General features: G+C 44.7%; 17 protein-coding genes. All 17 read right to left on the reverse strand.

The features are described 5' to 3' along the window. Positions 1–162: 162 nt before the first annotated feature. On the reverse strand, positions 163–1296 hold the full coding sequence (locus tag ACFQNF_RS06965) for an MFS transporter (RefSeq protein ID WP_380187208.1): 1134 nt from the start codon (positions 1294–1296) through the stop codon (positions 163–165). 4 nt (positions 1297–1300) lie between these two features. Continuing rightward, positions 1301–1630 (reverse strand): EscU/YscU/HrcU family type III secretion system export apparatus switch protein, encoded by a 330-nt coding sequence (locus tag ACFQNF_RS06970; RefSeq protein WP_380187210.1) that lies wholly within the window; start codon positions 1628–1630, stop codon positions 1301–1303. Then, the gene (fliK, locus tag ACFQNF_RS06975) at positions 1620–2657 is read right to left on the reverse strand and encodes a flagellar hook-length control protein FliK (RefSeq protein ID WP_380187212.1); all 1038 of its coding nucleotides are present in this window, start codon (positions 2655–2657) and stop codon (positions 1620–1622) included. The genes ACFQNF_RS06970 and fliK overlap by 11 nt, the downstream gene beginning before the upstream one ends. 2 nt (positions 2658–2659) lie before the next feature. Next, the gene (locus ACFQNF_RS06980; RefSeq protein ID WP_380187214.1) at positions 2660–3052 is read right to left on the reverse strand and encodes a DUF2802 domain-containing protein; all 393 of its coding nucleotides are present in this window, start codon (positions 3050–3052) and stop codon (positions 2660–2662) included. Positions 3053–3088: 36 nt separating this feature from the next. Then, positions 3089–3406, reverse strand: coding sequence for a flagellar protein FliT (locus tag ACFQNF_RS06985; RefSeq protein ID WP_380187216.1), 318 nt, complete (start codon positions 3404–3406; stop codon positions 3089–3091). Next, positions 3393–3854, reverse strand: a complete 462-nt coding sequence (fliS, locus tag ACFQNF_RS06990; protein ID WP_380187218.1) for a flagellar export chaperone FliS — start codon at positions 3852–3854, stop codon at positions 3393–3395. The genes ACFQNF_RS06985 and fliS overlap by 14 nt, the downstream gene beginning before the upstream one ends. A 104-nt stretch (positions 3855–3958) precedes the next feature. Further along, positions 3959–6340, reverse strand: coding sequence for a flagellar filament capping protein FliD (gene fliD, locus ACFQNF_RS06995; RefSeq protein ID WP_380187219.1), 2382 nt, complete (start codon positions 6338–6340; stop codon positions 3959–3961). 39 nt (positions 6341–6379) lie between these two features. Beyond that, positions 6380–6766, reverse strand: coding sequence for a flagellar protein FlaG (locus tag ACFQNF_RS07000; RefSeq protein WP_380187221.1), 387 nt, complete (start codon positions 6764–6766; stop codon positions 6380–6382). 74 nt (positions 6767–6840) lie between these two features. Next, positions 6841–8487 carry a flagellin N-terminal helical domain-containing protein gene (locus ACFQNF_RS07005; RefSeq protein ID WP_380187223.1) on the reverse strand — a complete coding sequence of 549 codons (1647 nt, stop codon included), beginning with the start codon at positions 8485–8487 and terminating at the stop codon, positions 6841–6843. A gap of 132 nt (positions 8488–8619) precedes the next feature. Further along, positions 8620–13377 (reverse strand): glycosyltransferase, encoded by a 4758-nt coding sequence (locus ACFQNF_RS07010; RefSeq protein ID WP_380187225.1) that lies wholly within the window; start codon positions 13375–13377, stop codon positions 8620–8622. Further along, positions 13374–14639, reverse strand: coding sequence for a class I SAM-dependent methyltransferase (locus tag ACFQNF_RS07015; protein ID WP_380187227.1), 1266 nt, complete (start codon positions 14637–14639; stop codon positions 13374–13376). The genes ACFQNF_RS07010 and ACFQNF_RS07015 overlap by 4 nt, the downstream gene beginning before the upstream one ends. Before the next feature lie 14 nt (positions 14640–14653). After that, positions 14654–15706 (reverse strand): pseudaminic acid synthase, encoded by a 1053-nt coding sequence (gene pseI, locus ACFQNF_RS07020; protein WP_380187228.1) that lies wholly within the window; start codon positions 15704–15706, stop codon positions 14654–14656. Between the two features lie 42 nt (positions 15707–15748). Beyond that, the gene (gene pseG, locus ACFQNF_RS07025) at positions 15749–17203 is read right to left on the reverse strand and encodes a UDP-2,4-diacetamido-2,4,6-trideoxy-beta-L-altropyranose hydrolase (protein WP_380187229.1); all 1455 of its coding nucleotides are present in this window, start codon (positions 17201–17203) and stop codon (positions 15749–15751) included. Further along, the gene (gene pseF / locus ACFQNF_RS07030) at positions 17203–17907 is read right to left on the reverse strand and encodes a pseudaminic acid cytidylyltransferase (RefSeq protein ID WP_380187230.1); all 705 of its coding nucleotides are present in this window, start codon (positions 17905–17907) and stop codon (positions 17203–17205) included. The genes pseG and pseF overlap by 1 nt, the downstream gene beginning before the upstream one ends. Then, a complete protein-coding gene (gene pseC, locus ACFQNF_RS07035) occupies positions 17904–19043 on the reverse strand; it encodes a UDP-4-amino-4,6-dideoxy-N-acetyl-beta-L-altrosamine transaminase (protein WP_380187232.1) in 1140 nt (379 codons plus the stop codon). Before pseC ends, pseF begins: the two co-directional genes overlap by 4 nt. After that, positions 19040–20035 (reverse strand): UDP-N-acetylglucosamine 4,6-dehydratase (inverting), encoded by a 996-nt coding sequence (pseB, locus tag ACFQNF_RS07040; RefSeq protein ID WP_380187234.1) that lies wholly within the window; start codon positions 20033–20035, stop codon positions 19040–19042. Before pseB ends, pseC begins: the two co-directional genes overlap by 4 nt. A gap of 254 nt (positions 20036–20289) precedes the next feature. Then, entirely contained in the window at positions 20290–21159 is an 870-nt protein-coding gene (gene galU, locus ACFQNF_RS07045) for a UTP--glucose-1-phosphate uridylyltransferase GalU (protein ID WP_380187267.1), read from the reverse strand. Between the last annotated feature and the right edge of the window lie 365 nt (positions 21160–21524).

A 21524-nucleotide genomic window follows, 5' to 3' on the forward strand; every position in this document is an offset into this window, starting at 1 on the left:
CACCCCAATCAACTCAAAGGAATTTGTAGGTTGGGTTAGCAATCTGCGTGCGCAGGTTTACCTCGCCCAGCGATATATCGCATAACCCAATCTACAAAAGCATTATGTCCCGCGAATTTTGCTTAAGTTAAGAGGATTGGACAAATCATGCCCACGATACCTCTAAACTGGCCAAGTAATTTTTCTAACTAACACGGCAATCATCAGCGCACCCAGCGCCACCAAGGCCAAGCCCCAAGTCAGACTACTCATGTGCGCAACAAAGCCAATCATCGGCGGCCCCATCAAAGCACCAATCGATCCCATCGTCGTTACCGCAGCCAAGGCCACAGCGCCCTGTCTTGCTGCTGCCATATAAACGCACGGCGATACAGCGGCCACACCCAAACCCACCAAAGCAAAAGCAATCAACGCGGGAATCACCCCTCCAACAGCCAAACCAAGTAACAAGCCCACTCCTGCAAAGCTACTCCCCGCAAGAAGGAGTTTGCGACTACCCCAGCGTGCACGCCAGCCGTCACCAAACCAGCGTGCCAGGAGCATTGCGCCAGAAAAACTTGCTAAGCCCAGCGGGGCAACCCATTGCTCCGCATTTAAATCATTGCGTAAATACAGGGCGGTCCAATCGACCATTGAGCCTTCAACAATGGTGCCGAATAAGGCCGTTAAGCCTAGCAAAACCACCATTCCTGTAGGCAAAGAAAAGCGCTTTCCTCCCGATACTGCGCATTCAGAACGATCGGCCAATAAACGTGGCGAAGCCCAAAGTACCGTAGTCCAGATCAATGCCGCCACAATACATAAATGCAAAGATAGATCTGGCGAAATCCCCGTCATCAGGGATGCAAACAATGCCGCAGCCAAGCCACCCAAGCTAAATACAGCGTGCAGCCTTGACATAATCGGCTTGCCATTTTCTAACTCCACCGCCACACCTTGCGCATTCATCGCCACATTCAAGCAGCTATGCGCCACACCTTCAAGTGCCATAATCGCCAAGGCAAAACCGTAATTAGGCGCAAAAGCCAAAGCAGGTAAAACTAGGGGCAAAGCCAGCCCCGCACCTAGACACACTTTTTTCGACCCAAAGCGTTGTAAGACGGCCGTTGTCACAGGAAAAGAAAAAACCGCCCCCAAGCCTGCCGCCAAGAGCAAAAAGCCAACTTGGGCTGGATCTAAATTAAGTTGTGATTTAATGGCAGGTAAACGAGAAGCCCAACTACCGTAGTTAAAACCGAGGGCAAAGAAAAGCGCGGCAACCGCATAAGTGGCTGTTTTTAAATGATGGCGAAGCATGGATTTACTCTGGCTGATCGTCGACGAGGGGCGGTAAATCAAAAACAGGCGCAATCGCTGTTTCTCCGCGCTCCAAATGATAAACGAAGGCCAGCAATTCGGCGATGGCGCGGTACAGCTGAGGGGGAATATGTTGATCTAAATCCACTTGCATCAGCATCGCCACCAGCTCTGGCGATTCATGCACAAATACGCCAGCCTCTTGTGCGCGCTCAATAATCCGCTCGGCCAGCAAGCCCTGACCTTTGGCGACAACACGAGGAGAGTTACTACCTTGCTGATATGCAAGCGCAACCGCTTGCTGACGAGTGCGACTTAAACGTTTACGTGACATTCATAAGCTCTGTATTCACCACCACCTGACTAGATGCCAGTGTTAAACCTGCGGCTTCAAAGCGATTTTGTAAAGCGGTGGTTTCTGCTCGGATTTTTTCAGCTGTTTCTGAAGACGCTTCAAAACGCAATAAAAACTCACCATTGCGTAAAACAGCAACAATCCCGATATCGCCCAGCTGCGGCAGTTGTAAATCAAGCCGTGATTGCCAGCTGCGCAAGGCTTCATTCTGCCCGCCGCTGGCCTGACGCTCCTTATCTGCTTCTACCTCCCAGCGTAAAGGCTGACCGGGCCAAGCCTCTCCCATCCAAACAATGGGCCGCTGCTCCAAGACATCCAGTTGCTGCTGAACCAAATAGCGCAAAGTAGCATTGGCCTCAGGAGCCAGCGCGGCTTTTTCACTAGCAGGCATGCTCTGCGCGGCAGCCTGCTCAGGCTTTACCTCAAGACCTTGTAACGGCAATTTACCAAGCCCTGCCTGAGGCTCTTTCAGCAGAGATTGCAAAGGTCGCTCACCATTCACCCATTCGGCCTGATGAGACTCATAAAATAAGCCGCTATCTGCTAATTTTTGCGAAAGCTTACCCGCCAAACTAGCGGTATCAGGCACACCATCAAACAGAGGTGCATGAGCTAAAACTGCCACCCCATCTTTTGCTGGCTCGCCCTTGCCTAATAAAGCGGATAAAAAACGGGCCCCCTGACTTAAAGTCATTTCTTGTGGCAAAGCAGGCTGGGAAGGCACGCCAGTATTAATAGAGAAAGAGAGCTTTGGGCCGCTGCTCACCACAGTGAGATCCAGCTTTTCACCCGGCTCAGTGTTTCTAGGTAAATTAAGATCAAGCAGCTGGTCTTTAATCAGCACCGCAAAGCGGCCATTAGGCAGTAAGCCCGCCACCGTGGCATGCACGCGCTCGCCCACCGTATAACGCACATCATCGGCAGAGATGCGGGTAACCTCAGCCACTCCCTCTTGTGCATTGAGGTAATGCTGAACCAAGCTGATTGGGCTAGTACCGGGTAACATGATTATCTTTGCGTGCTAGATCGATAAAGGGCCACGATCAAATCAGCCTCACCACGTGATATGCCACACTGATGAGCAACACTGTTTGAATCCGCCCCCAGTTTAGCCAAACGAATAGCATGGCTGTATGGGCTCTCTTGCTTGGAGTCTAAAACCAACTCAGCAGGCTGGTTCCACTCTGCTTGCGTTGCAAGCAAACGCAATTTAAGCGCATCCATCTCAAAGCGCAGCTGAGCAATTTCCTTTCGAAGCAATTCAGCCTCAAGCGGATCGGTGCCCACGCTTCGCTGCGCAGATGCTTTACGCATAAACAGGAGTAATTCAGCCACATAAAATAAAATTAATATAAGGCTGATATAAAGTAACTGCACCCAGGTAATGACGATGCCATTCATAAGACGATCTCCCCCGCCGGGGCTGGCAGGTCATTATTAGACGTCATACGCGCGTTGTAGTTTTCCGGTGTTATGCATATTTTGCAAAAGTGTAGCCAGCTCCCCACGCTGAGTTACTGCCTTTTGCTCTAGCTCTTGCACGTCTTGATTACACTTTTGCAAAAGCTCAGCAAGCTGCTGTTGCTCCAAGCCAGTTAACGCGCCCCATTGAATCATAGGCAAATTCGCGCTTAATTCCGCAAATAATTGCGCTTGCAACAACATATTATCCCAATCTTGGGCCTGAGCTGCAGACAGCATTTTGGTAACGCACGCACTTAAAGCCGTATAGGCCGCAAAATCAGATGCGACCATAGCTTAATGCGCTCCGGTCTTGCTCATCACGCTCAGCGGCAGGTGCAGCAAGCTCTACCTTACTAAAGCCAATTGACAGCCAAGCATCTTTTAATTGATCAAGCAGAGCCAGCATTTCATCTAGACGCTCGGGCACGTTATTGATATTGGCCTGCAGCAGCTCAAAGCTGATGTAGTCATACAAAGCATCTAAATTCTCAGCCAGCTCGCCACCGTTTTCCTTATCCAAAGCCAAACGTAAACCATCTTCAATAATCGCAATCGCCTTAGAAATCGCCGCACCTTTTTGCGCAATAAGACCCTGCTGCATATAAATTTTACCAAGCTGAATCGCTTTAATAGCCCCTTCATACAACAGCACAATTAATTGGTGCGGGCTGGCAGATTCAACCACCGTATCTAGGCTGGTTTGCCCATAAGCAGAAAGCGCTTTTTTGACAGCACTCATAGAAATAACTCTCTTGAATAATTCGGGAAATACAGGCTCATTATGAGCTTTAATTAAACAGCCACAACACTTAAGGCCCTATGCCTATTGGAATAGGACCTTGCTTATTTTGACAAGCCAGCAAGCTGTGCAGTTAAGCTATTACTGGTGTTTTTCAAGGTTGCAATCGCAATGTCCATGGCAGTAAATTGCTTACGATACAGCGCTTCAGTGGCATCATACTGGCGATTCATGCGCACTCGCTTCTGCTCCAGCTGCGTAATACTACTAGTTACCCCTTGTGTTTGCTTCGCCAGAAAACCAGAATTTTCTTTCAGCATACCCTCAAGCGTTTTATCTAGGGAATAGGCAACACCACGGTTAAACGACACATAGCCATAATCTCCTGCCGTACTGGCCGTTACGATTAAATTCATACCTTCGCTCAAACCCGTACCGGTTAAAGCTTGCCCAACCCCCTTCGCAGTTTCTCCACCAATTTTCCCCTCTACGTCAGTGCCTCTGTTATATCCGCCAACAGTTAGGCCAAGCGTAGCAGCGGTTGTACTCGTACCCACATCACCTGTACCCGTAATCTGTATTTCAGATTTACTGCCATATTCTGAAGAAAAAATATCAAACTTACTCGTCAACTCATTAAACACTACACCAACAGTTTTACCCGCTTTAGATAAAGTCTCATCCCCATTAATTTTAGATTGCATTTCAGCAGCCAAATCAGCCATCGTGGCATAATTGCCTTTAGTTAAAGCAATTGCCTGACTTGAAGTACCATTTACCGACAGCATTAAGGTTTTATTATCATCAGTAATTTCAACAGGATTAGCTGCTGTTGTCATCGGCAAAACCATTGAAGTCGTTGTTCCAGACCGCAAGCGGCTAATATCAAAGTTTTTACTAAGGCTATTAAAAACCACGCTGACCGTGTCACCTGCAGTATAAAGTGTACTATCTGCTTCAATTTTCGACTTAATCTGAGCCGCCAAAGCATCCGTTGTATAATTATTATTATCCAGCGTTAAATTAGCTGTTACTCCATCAAAAGTAACGGCCTTACTATGGTTACTGACATCGACTTTGAAAAAAGATAGAGCAGATGCAGAAGCGTATTTAGCCTGAGCAGCAGGCGTGGTTACTTCCACAGCATAATTACCTGCTTGTGTTGCTAATGATCCAGATAAAAAAGTAACTTGGTTATTACTGGCCACACCATTCACAGTAAACAAATTAGCGACATCATTCGGATGACTAGTAATTGCTGCTTGCAATTTTGCTTCATTTAAAACCAAATCACCTTTAGGTGATGCGCCACCAACAATTACGCCTTTTGCGTCGGTTGTATAGCCACTAAAAGACACACCAACATCACTGAGAGATTTAAAGTAACTACCCTCGCCTTGCATCTGATTAACAACTGAACGCATCTGATTTTGAATTGCACGAATAGATGATTCGCCATTAAGAGGCGCTGCTTTTGCCGCCGAAGCTCCATTACCCGGCGTATAGCTCGAGACTTCTTTCAGTATTTTATTAAGTTCGTTATATGCTTTAACAAAACCCTTAATAGAGTCTTTAATCCCATTTAAATCAGAACCCACAGTAATCGTTGTAGGCGCCAGTGTAGTCGCCCCCGTACTCGTAGGTGAAGAGACTTTCGTTAAATTAATAGTTAAACCTTGAATTGCATCACCCACTAAATTTGTAGGTTTAGATACACTAATACCATCAATTTTAAATTTTGCATCTTTAGCCGATTGTGTTTCAGCTAAATTACGAACCCCTGCCGGATCATAAGCCAGAGCAGATAATCCACCTATATCTGTTGAGTTACCATCAGCATCACTTACCGAAATTTTCAATGAGTTTTCAGCACCCGTTTCTTTACTTGTCAATACTAATCTATTACCTGTGCCATCATTTAAAATGCTTGCACTGACACCCGTATTATTTTTACTATTATTAATCGCGTCGCGAACACCACTTAATGTGTTATTTTTTCCATCAATCACAATAGAAAAAGCCGCTTTTTTAACATTAGCATTCGCAGTAAACGTATCATCCGCGGTTGAATCTGTATTTTGTGTATTAACCGTGCCAAACTGAATAGTCAGCGTACCGGTACCAATGCCTGCATTTGGGCTGCTGAATGCAGTAGAAGTCAGTTTTTGATTTTGTGCCAGCTGGGAAACTTCTAGGCTATACGAGCCAGGCTGAGCCAAGCTACTTGAGCTAACCGTTGCAATTGAAGCGTCCGCTAGCGAAGCTGATGTGCTTTTAAACCCCTGCACACTAGAAAGACTTTTGACTGATGTTTGAAAAGCAGACAACGCACTTTTCACTGAACCAAAAGCAGAGATTTTTGATTGGTACGACGCTTCCTTAAGCAATAAATCTTTTAACGGTGCTTTTTCCGCGGCCATAAGCTTATCGATCAGCCCATTTAAGTCCATTCCTGAACCTGAGCCTAAAGAAGAAATTCCAGCCATGACGCTCTCCCGTTTACATATATGCTATTAATCGGCAAATTATGCCCGATCTTTAATTAATAAACCTTGAAATCGATCAATTGCCTTGGCAATAGAGATTGCTTCTTCGCTTGGAAACTGGCGAATCACTTCTTTGGTTTTTATATCAATCAGTTTCACGATAGGCAATTTAGTTTCTTCCTCAACCGAAAACTGTAAGGTATTAGAGAATCCTTGTACAGCCTGATTCAACTTCTCTACCGCCTGCTTAACATCTTTCGGGTCTACTGCGGGCTTTAAAGCTTGAACCGCATCAGGGCTAACTTTAACTGGCTCAGCACTCACCACTTTTGCTAAGTCACTGGGCGCATCATGAAACCGCTCGTTCACACTTTTAGCAGCAACGGGAGAGGGCAACACAAGCGATGATGTAGATTGAATGTCCATGATACACCTTCCTGTAGAAATGCCCCGACAACACAAGTTTGCCGGGGCCTTACTCATTTAAGCCAAACTTAAACTTAACCGCGTAGCAAGCTTAACACTTGGTTAGGCAAGGCATTCGCTTGACCTAACATAGCCGTACCTGCTTGTTGCAATACCTGAGCCCGTGTCAGCGCGGCAGTTTCACTTGCAAAGTCTGCATCTCTAATTCGACTTCGTGCCGCACTCATATTCTCTGATGTTGTGGCCAGATTATTAATGGTAGCAGTGAAGCGGCTTTGCAGCGCACCAAACTTAGCACGTTGATCATTTACAGTCGACAAAGCGTCATCCACAACTCGTAAAGCTTGATTTGCCCCTTCAACCGTTGAAATATCTAGCTTCTCAACTGTTTTAAGCGTTGACGCGTATGCAGTTCCTGAGCTCAATACAGAACCGCTGGATGCTACAGAACCAGTACCGCCAATCGCCAACACCCCAGAAGCAAATGAAGCTCCACTTGTAGTAACTGAGTAAGAACTGGAAGAATTCAACACTACCTGACCGCCAAAAATCGCCATCCCAGAACCTGCGGCACTACTTGATATACCTGCCGCGCTACCACTAGACATAAATTGAATAGAGCCACTAGACGCCCCAACATCCATATCCCATTTGGTCACGGCACCACCAAAGCCACTTGCGTTGCTTGGGTCACCAATCGCGATATTTGATCCATCAGCAGCAACCAATTTCAATGCGTACTTTGTTTGACGATCAACAGTTTGGAATGTGGCCAATTCCGCAGTAATCCCCGTTTTCGAAGATTTTGAGTTAAAGGCCTGAATTGCCTGAGAATACTCATCCGCATCAATCGTACTGTTATTGTTTAAATCGGTCACGTTAAACGAAACAGATTCAAAAGTACTGCTCTTTGATGCTGCTGTTATGCTATATGAGCCTGAAGCCAAGCCCAGGTTAACTTCTGTACGTGCTGTTGCAGTAACACCTGTCCCTGCAGCATTAATTTTATTAGCAATATCCTTGGCCATATCAGTACCTGAGACAGAAATTGTTGTCCCATTGATACTAAAATCACCACTTGCTGACACAGCCGCGCCGTTTGCATTGACAACACCCGATGCACCCGCTGTTACACCATTTGCTGTCGCTCCGGACGTTGAGTTTGTAATGGCCAAATTCCCTGTACCATTACCCACACCCATTTGATAAGTACCATACTGGTTAGTACGCAAATTGGCGGTATTAGCAGAAATAGTTTGGTTGGTATTGGCACCAACTTGGTAAGTCGCGGCGGTAAAGCTACCATCAAATAACTTCTGACCGTTAAACTCAGTTGATGTAGCAAAACGATCAAGCTCTGAAACTAACTGTGTTACTTCAGAGTTAATCGCCAAGCGATCGTTGGTAGTGTTAGTGGCATTGGCAGACTGCACAGCCAATTCACGTACACGTTGTAAGATATCGCCCATTTGGCCTAAAGCGCCCTCACCCGTCTGAGCGAGTGACACGCCATCATTGGCATTGCGCTTGGCTTGATCCATACCGCGAATCTGTGATGTAAAGCGCTCTGAAATTGCCAAACCCGCTGCATCATCCTTCGCGCTATTAATACGCAGACCCGAGGACAAGCGTTGCAGAGAGTTAGTTAAACTCATGGACGACGTACCTAAGTTACGCTGTGCATTGAGTGATGGTACGTTGGTGTTAATGACTTGAGACATGATGCTTACCCCTTGCTTGTCCTAGAATCGGTGCTTTAGTGTTTCAGGCATATAAGTAAGCCCTTGTATGCTGTATCGGTAGTAATCCACCAAACTTTAGGGCTAGATGTAATTTTTTTAAGCCACTGAAAGCTAACTAGGCAGCCAAGCTTCACGCCACCTCTCCAAATTATCCCCCTCAAGCATCCAACTTTTTAATACTTCTGCCTTTAGAGCATCCCCACACTCAGCAGCGGCATCCAGATCCGCCAAATGATCACGAATCGCATCCACCCAATCTTTATGTTTATTCTTCACCCGCGTAACAGGCAAATCACCAAGATACGGGGCAATATCTGTGCAAATCACAGGAAACCCGCAAGCGCCATACTCTAATAAGCGCAAATTACTCTTACATAAATTAAACGTATTGTGCTCAAGCGGCGCCAGAGCCAAATCGAGATTTAAGCTAGCAAGCTTGCTAGGGTAATGCTCGATTGGAACGCCAGAATGAAACTCATGCACAAAAGGCCGTAGCTTATCTGGGCACATTCCAAAAAATACCCACTCCACCTCTGCAGCCAAAGCCTGAACAACACTTGCTATTAACTCTAAATCGCCGGTATGGCTAATTCCCCCAGCCCAACCCACGCGCGGCTTCTCACCGACCCGTCGGGCCGCTGACAAAGTCCCCCAAATAGAAACAGGAAGATAGTTATTAACCACATGGATCTGTGTATGCATGCTTTGGTAAGCATTAGCTAACTCACTCGTCGACACCACAAATCGGTCGACAAAAGTAAGCGCCTTACGCAGGGACTTAACAATATCCTTAGGCATATGCTCGCGATGCGCGCTTTTGAGCGGCAAATTTGGCAAATAGTCATCTAACTCATAAATCTTAAACGCAGGCGAACACAGCTTCGAGCGCCGCAGAAAATCAATCTGCCCCTCGGTAATTTGTCGCTGATAAACAATCACATCAGGTGCTAGCTTGGCCAGCTCAAACACAGGGTAAAGCTCTAGAGCAATGACACCCGATATTTTCAACTCATCTTCTAGAGCAGCAAATGGCTGAAAAATACGGTAGCGACCGCAGCCCATCTGATCTGCCGGATGACAAAGCACAGAGGGCACTGGTCGCCAACTTAAAGGCTGCCATGTCAGTAAAGAGCGTTGCTCTAACTCAAAACCAGCACCACTTAATGTTAAGTTTTTGTTATAAGCAGGATCATTTCCTATCTCAAACAACCACTTGTTATACATCGCCGTTTGCTCACCCTCAAAACGCTTTTGTTTGGCAACGGCAAGATCAGGATCAACTGCATTCTGGCTCACACTTCCTTCGTGCATCACAACCGCATAAGGCGTCCATACCGTGAGGTACCCCAGCTTTCCAACTTTTAGGCATAAATCAACGTCGTTATACGACACTTTAAAGTCAACTTCATCCATACCCCCTGCTTGCTCATAAACCGATTTACGAATCATTAAGCAAGCCGCCGTCACTGCCGAGTAGTTTTGATCCAACTGCAAGCGGTGCATATAGCCAGAGTCTTCTAATGTTGTACCCAGGCAAGGATGATCTGCCGGCCCACGCAAACCGAGTACCACACCTGCATGCTGCACAAGACCTGTGGGGTAGAGTAGCTTTGCCCCAACAACCCCTACTTCTGGGCGTTGAGCATGATGCAACATCGACTGCAACCAATCCCCTTCAACAATCGCAGTATCATTATTTAGCAAGACAAGATACTCACCCTTTGCCTCATTCACCGCCATATTATTCATTGCAGAAAAATTAAAGGCATGAGGATAGGAAATAACGCGAATTTTTTCCTCGCAAATCAATGCAAGGCTACTTAAATAAGCTTTAGCCTGTAAGGTTTCACTTTGGTTATCAATGATGATAATTTCATACGATAAGTACGTTGTTTTTTCTAGCAGGCTTTCAACACACCTTTGCAGCATTCCTAATTGATCCTTGCTAGGAATCAAAATACTCACTAAAGGCTGAGTCTCATGCTGATAAACAATACGTAAACTACCTTCGACACGGGCACCAAGCAGCAACTCAGCATCAACCTGCCAGCGCTGCAAGTGAGCATGCACCGCCTTTGCAAATGCCAGCTGGCGCAACTCACTGCCAAGTGCTCGCGCATCATTAAGCTGAAGATGGCAGACAATCTCCGCGACATGGCCGATACTTTGTGGGCCCGACGTATCTAACACGCGCAAAATTAAATCAACCTGCTCAGCACCGTCCCCCTCTAAATCCTGCCAATTTATCCCATTCATCGCCAAGCGACGAATCACAATAAATCCATCGGCATAGGGCATACTGCGAAGCAAATCAAGATTTAAATCAGGTTTAAACCTTGGATTAGATGGTGACATCTTTTCATTTAAGATATCGTCATCCATATAAATTAAATCCCAATGGAAATTTTCAACAATTTTCTGAACAGCAAGCAATAAACCAGTAACCGTGAATAAATCCCCCCCCTCAAGAAAACCAATATAATCATCATCTAAGCTCGCAGAATATGCCAGTGCCTCTACATACACATTATTCTGACATTTAATCCAATTAATTTCAGATGTGGGCATTGGATTTTGAGTAATGGATACCACACTAAAACTAATATTTTTATATAGCTGCCCTGTAATGCTTTTTATCGTTCTCACTATTGCATCAAGATCACCATATCGATCTAGAATCAATATTTTTAATATTGGATAGTTAAATTGGCTAATGCCGGCTTCACCAAGATAGCCCATAGCCATATCAAAATGCCGTGCTTCACTGGTGCTCAAATAACGATGATCTAAAAACTGCTCATAAGGATCCAGTTGTACCACGGGCAATAACGGAGCCGCACCTTCCTTTGCCGTAGCAACAATGTAAAACTGTAAAGAGCACAGCTCAAGCAGCTCTTCATTATTTACAGCAGAAAGCTTCATGCGACCTAATTCAAGATCCATGATTTGTTTGTTTTTATTGGCTTCGTATACCGACATCAAACGCTGATCAATGGTGTAATTCAATACACGAACGTTATAACCTGTTTCATCTAAAAATCGATTAAATTCTTTTAATGTAAAAAAACGAATATGCGTAATATCAAGCAAGCCCGCTGAATCATATCGCCAAAATCCATCTGCAAGATCCTCCATTAACTTCAGATTTCTCACATTGGGAATACTAATAATGACCTGAGCAGTAGGCGACAAATAAGGCTGCAGCGCAGTCATTACAGACCAAGGGTTGTACATATGTTCAAGTACATCCGCCAATATCACGCCATCCAGCGAGCCTTTAAGTAAGCCCTCTTTCTCAAAATCAAACTCCTCAAACTTTCCAACAAGCACTCGATCCAATCTTTCCGATGCAATTTTAGCCGCTGAGCGACTCGTTTCCACTCCCCAAACTTGGCACTCTGGGTACTGTTTTTTTAACAACTCACCATTTGCACCCGCAGCGCAGCCAATATCTAGAACAATCCTAGGATTATTACTAAACATGCCAATTAATTCTTTACGCGCACTATCATGGTAATAAGAATTAACATCCAATTCCTCAACATCAAGGTATTGTTGCCAAACATATTGCGTAGCATTAACCGGCCCGTTTTTATGTACCATTTCAAGCATGAGTCCGGCCACACGTTCAGCGGCAGTTCCTGCCCCAGAAAAATGATAGTGTGGTAGCCGTAGTTTAGTTTGATTTAAATGTACATCTCTAAATGACTTATTACTCAGCAATTCTTGAATAGCTGACGCCAATTCACCCGCTTCAACTTCAACAACACCAGATTCAACCTCAAAAGCACCACCGTACAATCCACCTGCTGAGCATAGAAGATTAATACACGGCGTTCCACAAATCATGGCCTCCACTGTGTAGTTAGAATCTACAGCAATCAATACATCAGCAACTACAGCCCAACCCTCGCTATCTTCTAAGGTATAAATAAACAAAGACGGATCAATATTCATCGACAAACAAAGATCGTTTAGTTTTTTATTTCCATAGGCCAAGTTTGAAACTCTATCTTTAATTATTGCATTAAAAACAAAGCCCTCTTTATGCAGATCATGGCAAGCATAAATAAAAGAAGTTAGTGTTTCAGAAAATATGTTTTCATTACAAAATGCACTTAAATTTGCTGACCATGTTGTCGCAAAAACAACAATTGGAATATCACCTTTCAAATGATACTTATCAACAAAAGCGCTAAGCAGTTCTTTTTTATTTTTGCACAGTGTTTGATAAACATCCCAAGCAGGATTTCCTGTAATACACATCCGCTCAGAAGGAATACCAAGGTCTAAATAGCCCTCCATTCCCCGCGAACAAAACACCGCCAACTTATCTGCAAGAAGCTTAGAATGAACAGTATATGGATCAGCTAATGAGATCGAATGAGCAAGATGTAATGAGGGTATTGTATGCGCTTTGGCCCACAAGGTGGCAGGACGGCCTACATTAGTTAAATCTTCATTAACCAGCAAAAGACTAACGTTAAAGTTGACTCTAGCCCATTCTAAGGAGTTAAGTAAATTAGTAACAAGTGGTAATTCACTCGCCATACATTCTTCAACAACATCAATGAGTTTAATACGACTATATTTAACATCATCACTATTTATTACAAAATTTATATTTTTTAATTTATCTTCAAACCCAGACATCAAATCAGATAAAAAAGGCTTTACATCTTTCTCATACAATATCTGCTGATCAAGCAAGACAATTGTGCCACCCGCTCGTTCAATCACATCAGCCATTTTTTGATCAATAAAACCACTTAGTGTCAATATTGTGCATGGCCCTTTTTTCTTCAAAAAACACTCTAATACACTTATATTTTTACCCCATATTAGACTGATAATCGCAGGCTGAGTCATGCACGCATTCCTGTAAATTTTTTATAAAATTTCGTCAATAATTCCCCCATTAACGGATATGGCAGGGATGCCGTCATCTCCACGCCACAAACAATGGGCAAATCTTTTTCAGTACATACTTTTTCAACAATACTCACACACTGTTCATCTAAAGTGCGGCATTGCCTCCAACTCAATAGCTCTTTTGATACTGAAGAACCAAGCAACGCTAAAAAATCACACTCTCCAAAACGAGAAAATATTGAATCCATAAACAATAAAAAGAAACGTTTACTTCGTAAAGGTTTTAACAAGCCTAAAAATTTATTTTGATAATACTCTTTCTCATAAGGCAGAAATAACATTAACTCTGACACAAGCCTGTTCTGAATTAGCTTATCAAGCTTAAATAGCTTAGCTCTTAGCACTTCATTCTCACTAATCCCTTTTCGTTTTTCCAGCACTACAAATAAACGCCCAGTTGCTTTCGGCGTGAGATGCGCAATGATGTCATTCTCTATAAATTCACCTAAAGCATTTAAATCAGAATCCACAGCAAACCAAGACAACACTCTTCGCCAGCTATTTTTTCGATCTAAATATGAATACAGTAGCCAGTTGATATTACCTCCGCCTAAGAATGCACCATAGGGCACCAAAGCCTTCACAACAAAGCCCTGCTCATTTGCGAAATCAATAATTTCATCGGCACTCAATCTCGCCATATAGCTCCCAAAATCATTGGGATCATTACTCTTATTTAACGCATCAGGCCATTGTTCAGTACGATCTCCATACGCTGACATAACATGATCTTTAGAGTGGATATCAAAAATAATTCTGCCATTTGGCCGAATCACTCTACCCCACTCCAATAATGCCTCCCGCCAATTTGGAAAATGCACTAAAACATTTAAAGAAACCGCACAATCAAAAGCCGCATCTTTAAATGAAAGCTTCTGAATATCTGCTTTTTTTAGTGTAATTGGCATCCCATCTGCCAACCTCCTTGTTTCATCCAACATAGCTTGTGAGCTATCAACGCCTGTTACAGCATAACCATCACGCACCAGAGGCAATGCAGCTCGCCCGGTTCCTGTTCCAATATCAATAACATCATGCCCAGTGACATATGAGCGAATAATTCCTATTTCTACGGTATTTTTCAGATGATTTGTACTTGAATTTTCCACCATACGGCCTGAATACCAAGCAACCATATCTGGGTTTTGCCATGCATTTGTTTTCCACTGAATCAATTCAGCATTATTAACATCACTCACAATGCACACTCCATTTATTTAAAATGATCCCAAGATAAGGCAGTCCCTTTTTTAAGGGGGCGTGTTACACGTAACCCCAGCACCTTATCCATAAAACATGGAGCAAGCCCTAACCCTGGCCGGATAGCTCTTACATTCAATGCGGACACAACTTCACCCTCTTCAATATCTGTAACAACATATAATGAGCGCCTAAAAGTGAGGCTGTTTTTTTCGGAATGGCTCACACCATAACGGACTACCCCCAGTGCCTGCCACGCCGTCTTTGTTTCCCTAACCAGAGAGGCCATTTCATCAGGTTCCAATGAAAATGCCGCGTCCACGCCTCCTTCCGCCCGATTTAAAGTGAAGTGTTTTTCGATCACCGTTGCCCCAAGCGCAACCGCAGCGACGGCAGCCCCCACGCCCATCGTGTGATCAGACAAACCCACTTCACAGACAAACAACTCCCGCATATGGGGAATGGTGCGGACATGGCTGTTTTCTGGGCTAGCCGGATAGGTACTGGTGCATTTAAGTAAAATTAAATCTTTGCAGCCCGCATCCCGCGCCGCTTTTACTGCTTCATCCAGCTCGGCCACACTGGCCATGCCTGTTGAGATAATCATCGGCTTGCCGGTCGCGGCCACTTTACGAATCAAAGGCAAATCGGTATTTTCAAAGCTGGCAATCTTGTACGCAGGCACATTGAGACTTTCTAAGAAATCAACGGCAGTTTCATCAAAAGGAGTGGAGAATGCCAGCATTCCTAATTCATGTGCACGATCAAAAATAGGCTTATGCCATTCCCATGGCGTATAGGCTTCTTGATAAAGTTTATAGAGTGAGGTACCTGTCCACAAACTAGCTGGGTCTGAAATATGAAACTCACCCTCATCAATATCTAAAGTCATCGTGTCTGCAGTATACGTCTGCAATTTAAGCGCATGTGCGCCCGCCTTGGCGGCAGCTTCTACAATTGCTAAAGCACGATCCAGTGATTGATTATGATTGCCACTCATTTCGGCAATGATAAAAGGGGGAGCAGCGGGGCCGATTTGACGATTACCAATAAAAAAACCACTCACGATAGCATTCCTTTTCGCTTCTTATTTGAAGTCATGTTCAAACTACTGGATATAATGAAGGTAATAGTCTTGCTCCGGCTGATACCCTGCCGCCACAAACATTCTGATTGATACACTATTCTCGTCTTTAATAAACGCTCTAATGCATATGGTATCTGGCCAATTTTTAATCAAATAATTTTCAGCTGCGCGTAATAAAGCACTGCCCCAACCCATTTGATAACGCCCTTGCAATAAATAAATAGAAATTTCAACTTGTTGGTCCATAAATCGATCGAAACGCGCAATACCCACCGGACCATCAATCGCTTCACCAATCAACAACAGGGTATCGGAGCTGCTCAACTTATTCTTCAACCAAGCACAATGCGCCTCCCAGCTCAGCACATCTGATTCCAAAGACCAAATTCTGACTTCAGGCGCATTACGGGCCGTAAATAATAAGGAGGCGTCATCAAAGACAACATTGCGCATCTGCAAAGTAGATTGAAGCAAAGCAGCGGCAACTCTCCCTACCCCCTTGGCATCGACAAGAGCAAATGATTTTTCAGCCCAGCTTAAGCGCTGCGATAAATCACTTAGCGCGGCCACCTGCTGCCGGATATCAGCAGCAGTTACAGAGGCCGAATCACCAAGATAACAATGCATGCCTTTAGCGTGCATCACTTGCGCAATCGACACCTGATTTTCCGCAACCGCAATACAAATAGAAGGCAAACCTAATGCAGCCCGCTCCCAAGTGGAACTTCCTCCTGCGCCAATAAATAAATCGGCTTGGCGCATGAGCTGCGAAAAATCATCCACATAATGATAAAAATGCCAATTAGGCTGACTTAAAATAAGTTGCTGTAATTCATGCCAAGCAAGATTACTCCTGCCCGCCACAAAATCCACATGAATACCCTGCATTTCTTGCAAGGCATCCATCACTTTAAACATTTCTCGACCTGGATCTGCCCCACCAAAATTAACCAAGATGCGTTCAATTTGTGGCTTTATGGTGATGGGCTCACCAATAAACTCAGACCGCAATAAAGCATACTTTGGCCCTAATAATAACTGGCAATGTTTAGGTACCCATTGCTCGTATGCTTCCCTTTCCGCACTCAGATTCTGGTCGAGTAATAAATTTGCATCGTGTGGCCGATTGCAAAGATCATCGATCACGGCTATGTATTTAGTAAAGGGGCGCATTGCGCATTCCCAGTCTTTATCTATTCCATAGTGATCGACAATGATCCAATCAAAATCTGGGGTGATTTTTACTTGCAAAGAATACGCATCAGCCTGCCAATTTAGGGGCAAGGAAGGCGCGGCAAGGGGAATGACCTCAAAAGCTTGAGCACCGATATATGCAATTAAATGCCCGGAAAACTCACTGCATGCAAAAACGATTTCAGCGCCACGAGCACGTAACTCATTTGCCAGAGTAAGACAGCGCATTACATGCCCTACACCAATTAAAGAAGAGGCATCGGCACGTATTAACACTTTCATTATACGATGACCTCATGAGCCAATACCGCTGCAAACATATGCTCTGCCATTAGCCAGTCTTCTGGTGTATCAATATCTTGAACCAAATATCGAGGAAGTCGCACGGGAAGCGAGCACGGCGAAAAAATAGTATCTCCCCGCAGCCAGGCATCACAACGCCCCCAATAAAATTGCCCTGCATCATGCAAAGCTTCGGGTAAGTCTTGCGAGCGCGTATTGCGATACTCTGGGTAGAGTGCCCCCACTCGGCCAGATGCATCCAGGCAAATCGCCCTTTGTACCGGAAAAGCAAAGGTAGTCACAGAAAACGCATAAGAGGCACTAGGGCAATTTATTAAAAACTGCACGCCCTGACTCAGAAAGCTAGCTCGCAAGAAAGGGGCCGTCGCATAGATGCAGCATACAAAATCAAAAAAATGCCCTTGATCTTGCAAGGTTTGGATAGCGTGCTGGATGACATCAATCGTGCTCGTATGATCGCCACTCAAATGAGCCGGACGCATAAAAGGGACCTCTGCGCCCAATTTTTCAGCCAATAATGCAATTTCAGCATCGTCGGTACTTACAATAATCCGATCAAATTCACCTGATGCTTTTGCTGCTGCAATGGAATAAGCCAACAAAGGCTGCCCATGAAATAATTTAATATTTTTACGTGGAATACGCTTACTACCGCCACGCGCAGGGATAATCGCAAGCTTCATTGACAAGCCTTTGTCAGAATGCTCACCACAAAATCTTGCTGCGCCTCACTTAAGTTTGCGTATAAGGGCAAAGTAATTGCACCGGCGTAATAAGCTTCCGCATTTGGAAAATCACCCAATTTAAAGCCAAATTCACGATAATAAGGCTGCAAATGTACCGGAATATAATGCACATTAACGCCAATATCTGCCGCACGTAAGGCAGAGAAAATAGCGGCTCTTTGTGCGGCATCTACCTCAATGACATATAAATGCCAAGCTGAGTGCTCACTTTTTACTGGCAGCTGTATGGGTAAACCCGCTAAAAGCTGATGATAACGATGCGCCAAATCACGGCGGCGCTGAATAAACGCCGCTAGCTCATTGAGTTGACTTCTACCCAGTGCCGCCTGCAAATCACTCAAACGATAATTAAATCCGAGTTCCAGCTGTTGGTAATACCAAGGACCATCACATTGATCCATCGCCCCTGAATCTCGCGTAATGCCATGGCTACGTAAGCGATTAAGCCTTGCAAACAAAGCATCATCCTGACAAAGCAAAGCGCCACCTTCAGCGGTCGTAATAATTTTGACGGGATGGAAACTAAACACAGTCAGCTCAGCGTATTGCCCCCCCCCCACAGTGCTCCCATTTTTATACCGAGCTCCGATCGCATGGGAAGCATCCTCAATCACCTTGATCCCATACTGCTTGGCAAGTGCCGATATTGCGGCCATATCACAAGGTTCACCCGAAAAATGAACGGGAATCAGCACCTTAGGCAGCGCGTTCTTCAGTGCAGCAAGCCGCAGTTTCTCTGCCAGTGCCTGTGCACACATATTGCGTGTTCGCGGGTCAATATCTACAAAATCGACCTCTGCCCCGCAATATCTGGCGCAATTTGCACTGGCAACAAATGTATTGGGGCTAGTCCAAACTCGGTCTCCTTGCCCCACTTCTAGAGCCAAGCAAGCCAAATGCAAAGCGGCTGTTGCACTACTTACGCCCAATGCATGCTTACTCTGGCAAAGATCAGCAAGAGCCCGCTCAAAAAGAGGCCCTGCAGGCCCTTGCGTTAACCAATCTGATTGCAGCACCTCAGTAACGGCAGCAATGTCTGCGGCACTGATCAATTGATGCCCATAAGGAATCATAGCGTTGCCTGATCCATTGATTGCAACTCAGGCACGCTTAAAAAATGCTCATTCTGATCTGAGACATATTTAAACCCCTGCTCTACCAATACACCCTGCTCTGATAAACCATTCATTGAAAAATCACGAGCAGCAACAAATTGAATACTTGGTGTAATCACATAATGATCATGAAACTCTAGGGTATGCAGACTATCATCCCTAGAAATCATCATTTCATGCAATTTTTCACCGGGCCGAATACCAATTATTTTCTGAGATAAATCAGGCGCCATGGCCAGCGCCAAATCGGTAATACGCACCGACGGAATTTTAGGCACAAATAATTCACCACCATACATTCTGGCAAAGCCCTGCATCACAAATTCCACCCCATGTTGCAAGGTAATCCAAAAACGCGTCATACGTGGGTCAGTAATAGGCAAATGATCTGCATTGTTATGAATGAGCTGCTTGAAAAAGGGGACCACAGACCCTCTCGAACCCACCACATTGCCATAACGAACCACAGCAAAACGAGTTGGATGATCACCCACCATATTATTTGCAGCCACAAATAATTTATCTGAAAGTAGCTTTGTTGCACCATATAAATTAATAGGACTAGATGCTTTATCCGTTGAAAGTGCAATAACCTTTTCAATACCATTTTCAATAGCAGCATTAATCACATTTTCTGCGCCATTTACATTTGTTCTGATACATTCAGTAGGGTTATATTCTGCAGCAGGCACTTGCTTTAACGCTGCAGCATGCACAACAAAATGAATCCCTCTCATCGCCTGCTTTAAACGAGCAGCATCGCGCACATCCCCTAAAAAATAGCGCATGCACGGAGCATTAAATTCCTGCTGCATTTCAAACTGCTTCAACTCATCCCTTGAAAAAACCACCACTCGGCTAGGTTGATACTTGGCTAGCAGCGTACGAATAAACTGCTTACCAAATGAGCCTGTTCCACCAGTAATTAGAATTGATTTATGATTAAACACACCCGTCTCCACCCAAAATTATCGCGACAAAACAAAAACAGAATGAATAAAAATTGAATATAAAGTCACACTAGAAAGACAATCACCTTGATTATATAAATTTAAAAAATTTCTATAATCCAATCAGCAATATCAGTAGACTCTTTCAATAAATTCAGAAAAAATCAAAATTAATTAATGCTAATTCATCATAGCGCAAAAAAAAAGGCGACACCAGTGGTGCCGCCTTTTTTGCAAGCCTATTGAAATAGCACTTAAGCTTTTAGACCCTTCACGTAAGCCGAGAATTCTTCTCCTACTTCGCCATGCTTCATGCCATAAGCCATTGTCGCTTTTAAATAGCCTAGCTTAGAGCCACAATCGTAGCGGGTGCCGATGATTTTATGCGCGAGGATATGTTGTTCTTGCATCAGAGCAAAGATGCCATCGGTAAGCTGGATTTCACCGCCCTTACCGGGCTGCACATGCTGCAAGTGATGAAAAATACGCGGCGTTAAGATATAACGGCCAACAACAGCTAGATTGGATGGCGCTTCTTCTGGTTTTGGTTTTTCGACGATATTGGTGATTTTCAAGCGCCCATTGCCATCTTGAATTTCTACAATGCCGTAAGAGCCGGTGTCTTGTTGCGGCACTTGTTCAACCCCCAAGATAGAGCAATGGGTGTCGCTGAATACATCAACCATGCGTTTCATTTCGCTAGTTGAGCCACCATCGATCAAATCGTCCGCCAGAATCACCGCAAATGGCTCATCGCCGACTACAGGTTTAGCGCAGAGCACGGCGTGGCCTAAGCCCAGCGCCTCTGGTTGGCGGATATAAATGCAGCTAACTGATTTTGGAATAATGCCACGCAGAATTTCCAGCAGCGCTTGCTTGTTTTTGGCTTCCAGCTCAACTTCTAATTCATACGCTTTATCAAAGTGATCTTCAATGCTGCGTTTATTACGGCCGGTAATAAAGATCATTTCGGTAATGCCTGCCGCCAGCGCTTCCTCCACCGCATACTGAATCAGCGGTTTATCCACAACGGGCATCATTTCTTTTGGGCTAGCCTTGGTAGCGGGCAGAAAACGTGTGCCCATGCCTGCGACAGGGAATACAGCCTTGCGTACTTTTTGCATTTGGGAATCCTGATATGAAGTAGAGAGTAAACCTAATCTAAGGGCGGCACCCAATACCTGATCCGCCTGGCGCTGAAGCAGCGTGCCTGGCCACTGGGAAACAGCAGAGCGCCCAAGCCCTAGCGCATCGGCCAAGCGGGTTTGGGTACCAAACAATTTGATTGCTTCAGACTTTTGCATGACGTAATGTTTATCCAAATAAACACCACCGTCAAGGTATAAAGTTGGATTCATGAATGTTTAATAAAATAAACATTGCTACGCCAATCCTTAGCTAAAGCAAAATACTTAGGAAAAGGCGTTTTTTGCAGGAGTGGCTTTCTGCAAAGCGCTAGCCAGGCAATCGTAACTAAAACACTCCTGCG

The sequence above is a fragment of the Iodobacter arcticus genome, assembly GCF_042664895.1.
Classification (GTDB): Bacteria; Pseudomonadota; Gammaproteobacteria; order Burkholderiales; family Chitinibacteraceae; genus Iodobacter; species Iodobacter arcticus.

Coding starts and splice junctions, on each gene's coding strand:
- ACFQNF_RS06965 (WP_380187208.1), bottom strand. CDS start 1,296: ATGCTTCGCCATCATTTAAAAACAGCCACTTATGCGGTTGCCGCGCTT.
- galU (WP_380187267.1), bottom strand. CDS start 21,159: ATGCAAAAAGTACGCAAGGCTGTATTCCCTGTCGCAGGCATGGGCACA.
- pseG (WP_380187229.1), bottom strand. CDS start 17,203: ATGAAAGTGTTAATACGTGCCGATGCCTCTTCTTTAATTGGTGTAGGG.
- fliK (WP_380187212.1), bottom strand. CDS start 2,657: ATGTTACCCGGTACTAGCCCAATCAGCTTGGTTCAGCATTACCTCAAT.
- pseC (WP_380187232.1), bottom strand. CDS start 19,043: ATGATTCCTTATGGGCATCAATTGATCAGTGCCGCAGACATTGCTGCC.
- ACFQNF_RS07010 (WP_380187225.1), bottom strand. CDS start 13,377: ATGACTCAGCCTGCGATTATCAGTCTAATATGGGGTAAAAATATAAGT.
- fliD (WP_380187219.1), bottom strand. CDS start 6,340: ATGGCTGGAATTTCTTCTTTAGGCTCAGGTTCAGGAATGGACTTAAAT.
- ACFQNF_RS06985 (WP_380187216.1), bottom strand. CDS start 3,406: ATGGTCGCATCTGATTTTGCGGCCTATACGGCTTTAAGTGCGTGCGTT.
- ACFQNF_RS06970 (WP_380187210.1), bottom strand. CDS start 1,630: ATGTCACGTAAACGTTTAAGTCGCACTCGTCAGCAAGCGGTTGCGCTT.
- ACFQNF_RS07000 (WP_380187221.1), bottom strand. CDS start 6,766: ATGGACATTCAATCTACATCATCGCTTGTGTTGCCCTCTCCCGTTGCT.
- fliS (WP_380187218.1), bottom strand. CDS start 3,854: ATGAGTGCTGTCAAAAAAGCGCTTTCTGCTTATGGGCAAACCAGCCTA.
- ACFQNF_RS06980 (WP_380187214.1), bottom strand. CDS start 3,052: ATGAATGGCATCGTCATTACCTGGGTGCAGTTACTTTATATCAGCCTT.
- pseF (WP_380187230.1), bottom strand. CDS start 17,907: ATGAAGCTTGCGATTATCCCTGCGCGTGGCGGTAGTAAGCGTATTCCA.
- ACFQNF_RS07005 (WP_380187223.1), bottom strand. CDS start 8,487: ATGTCTCAAGTCATTAACACCAACGTACCATCACTCAATGCACAGCGT.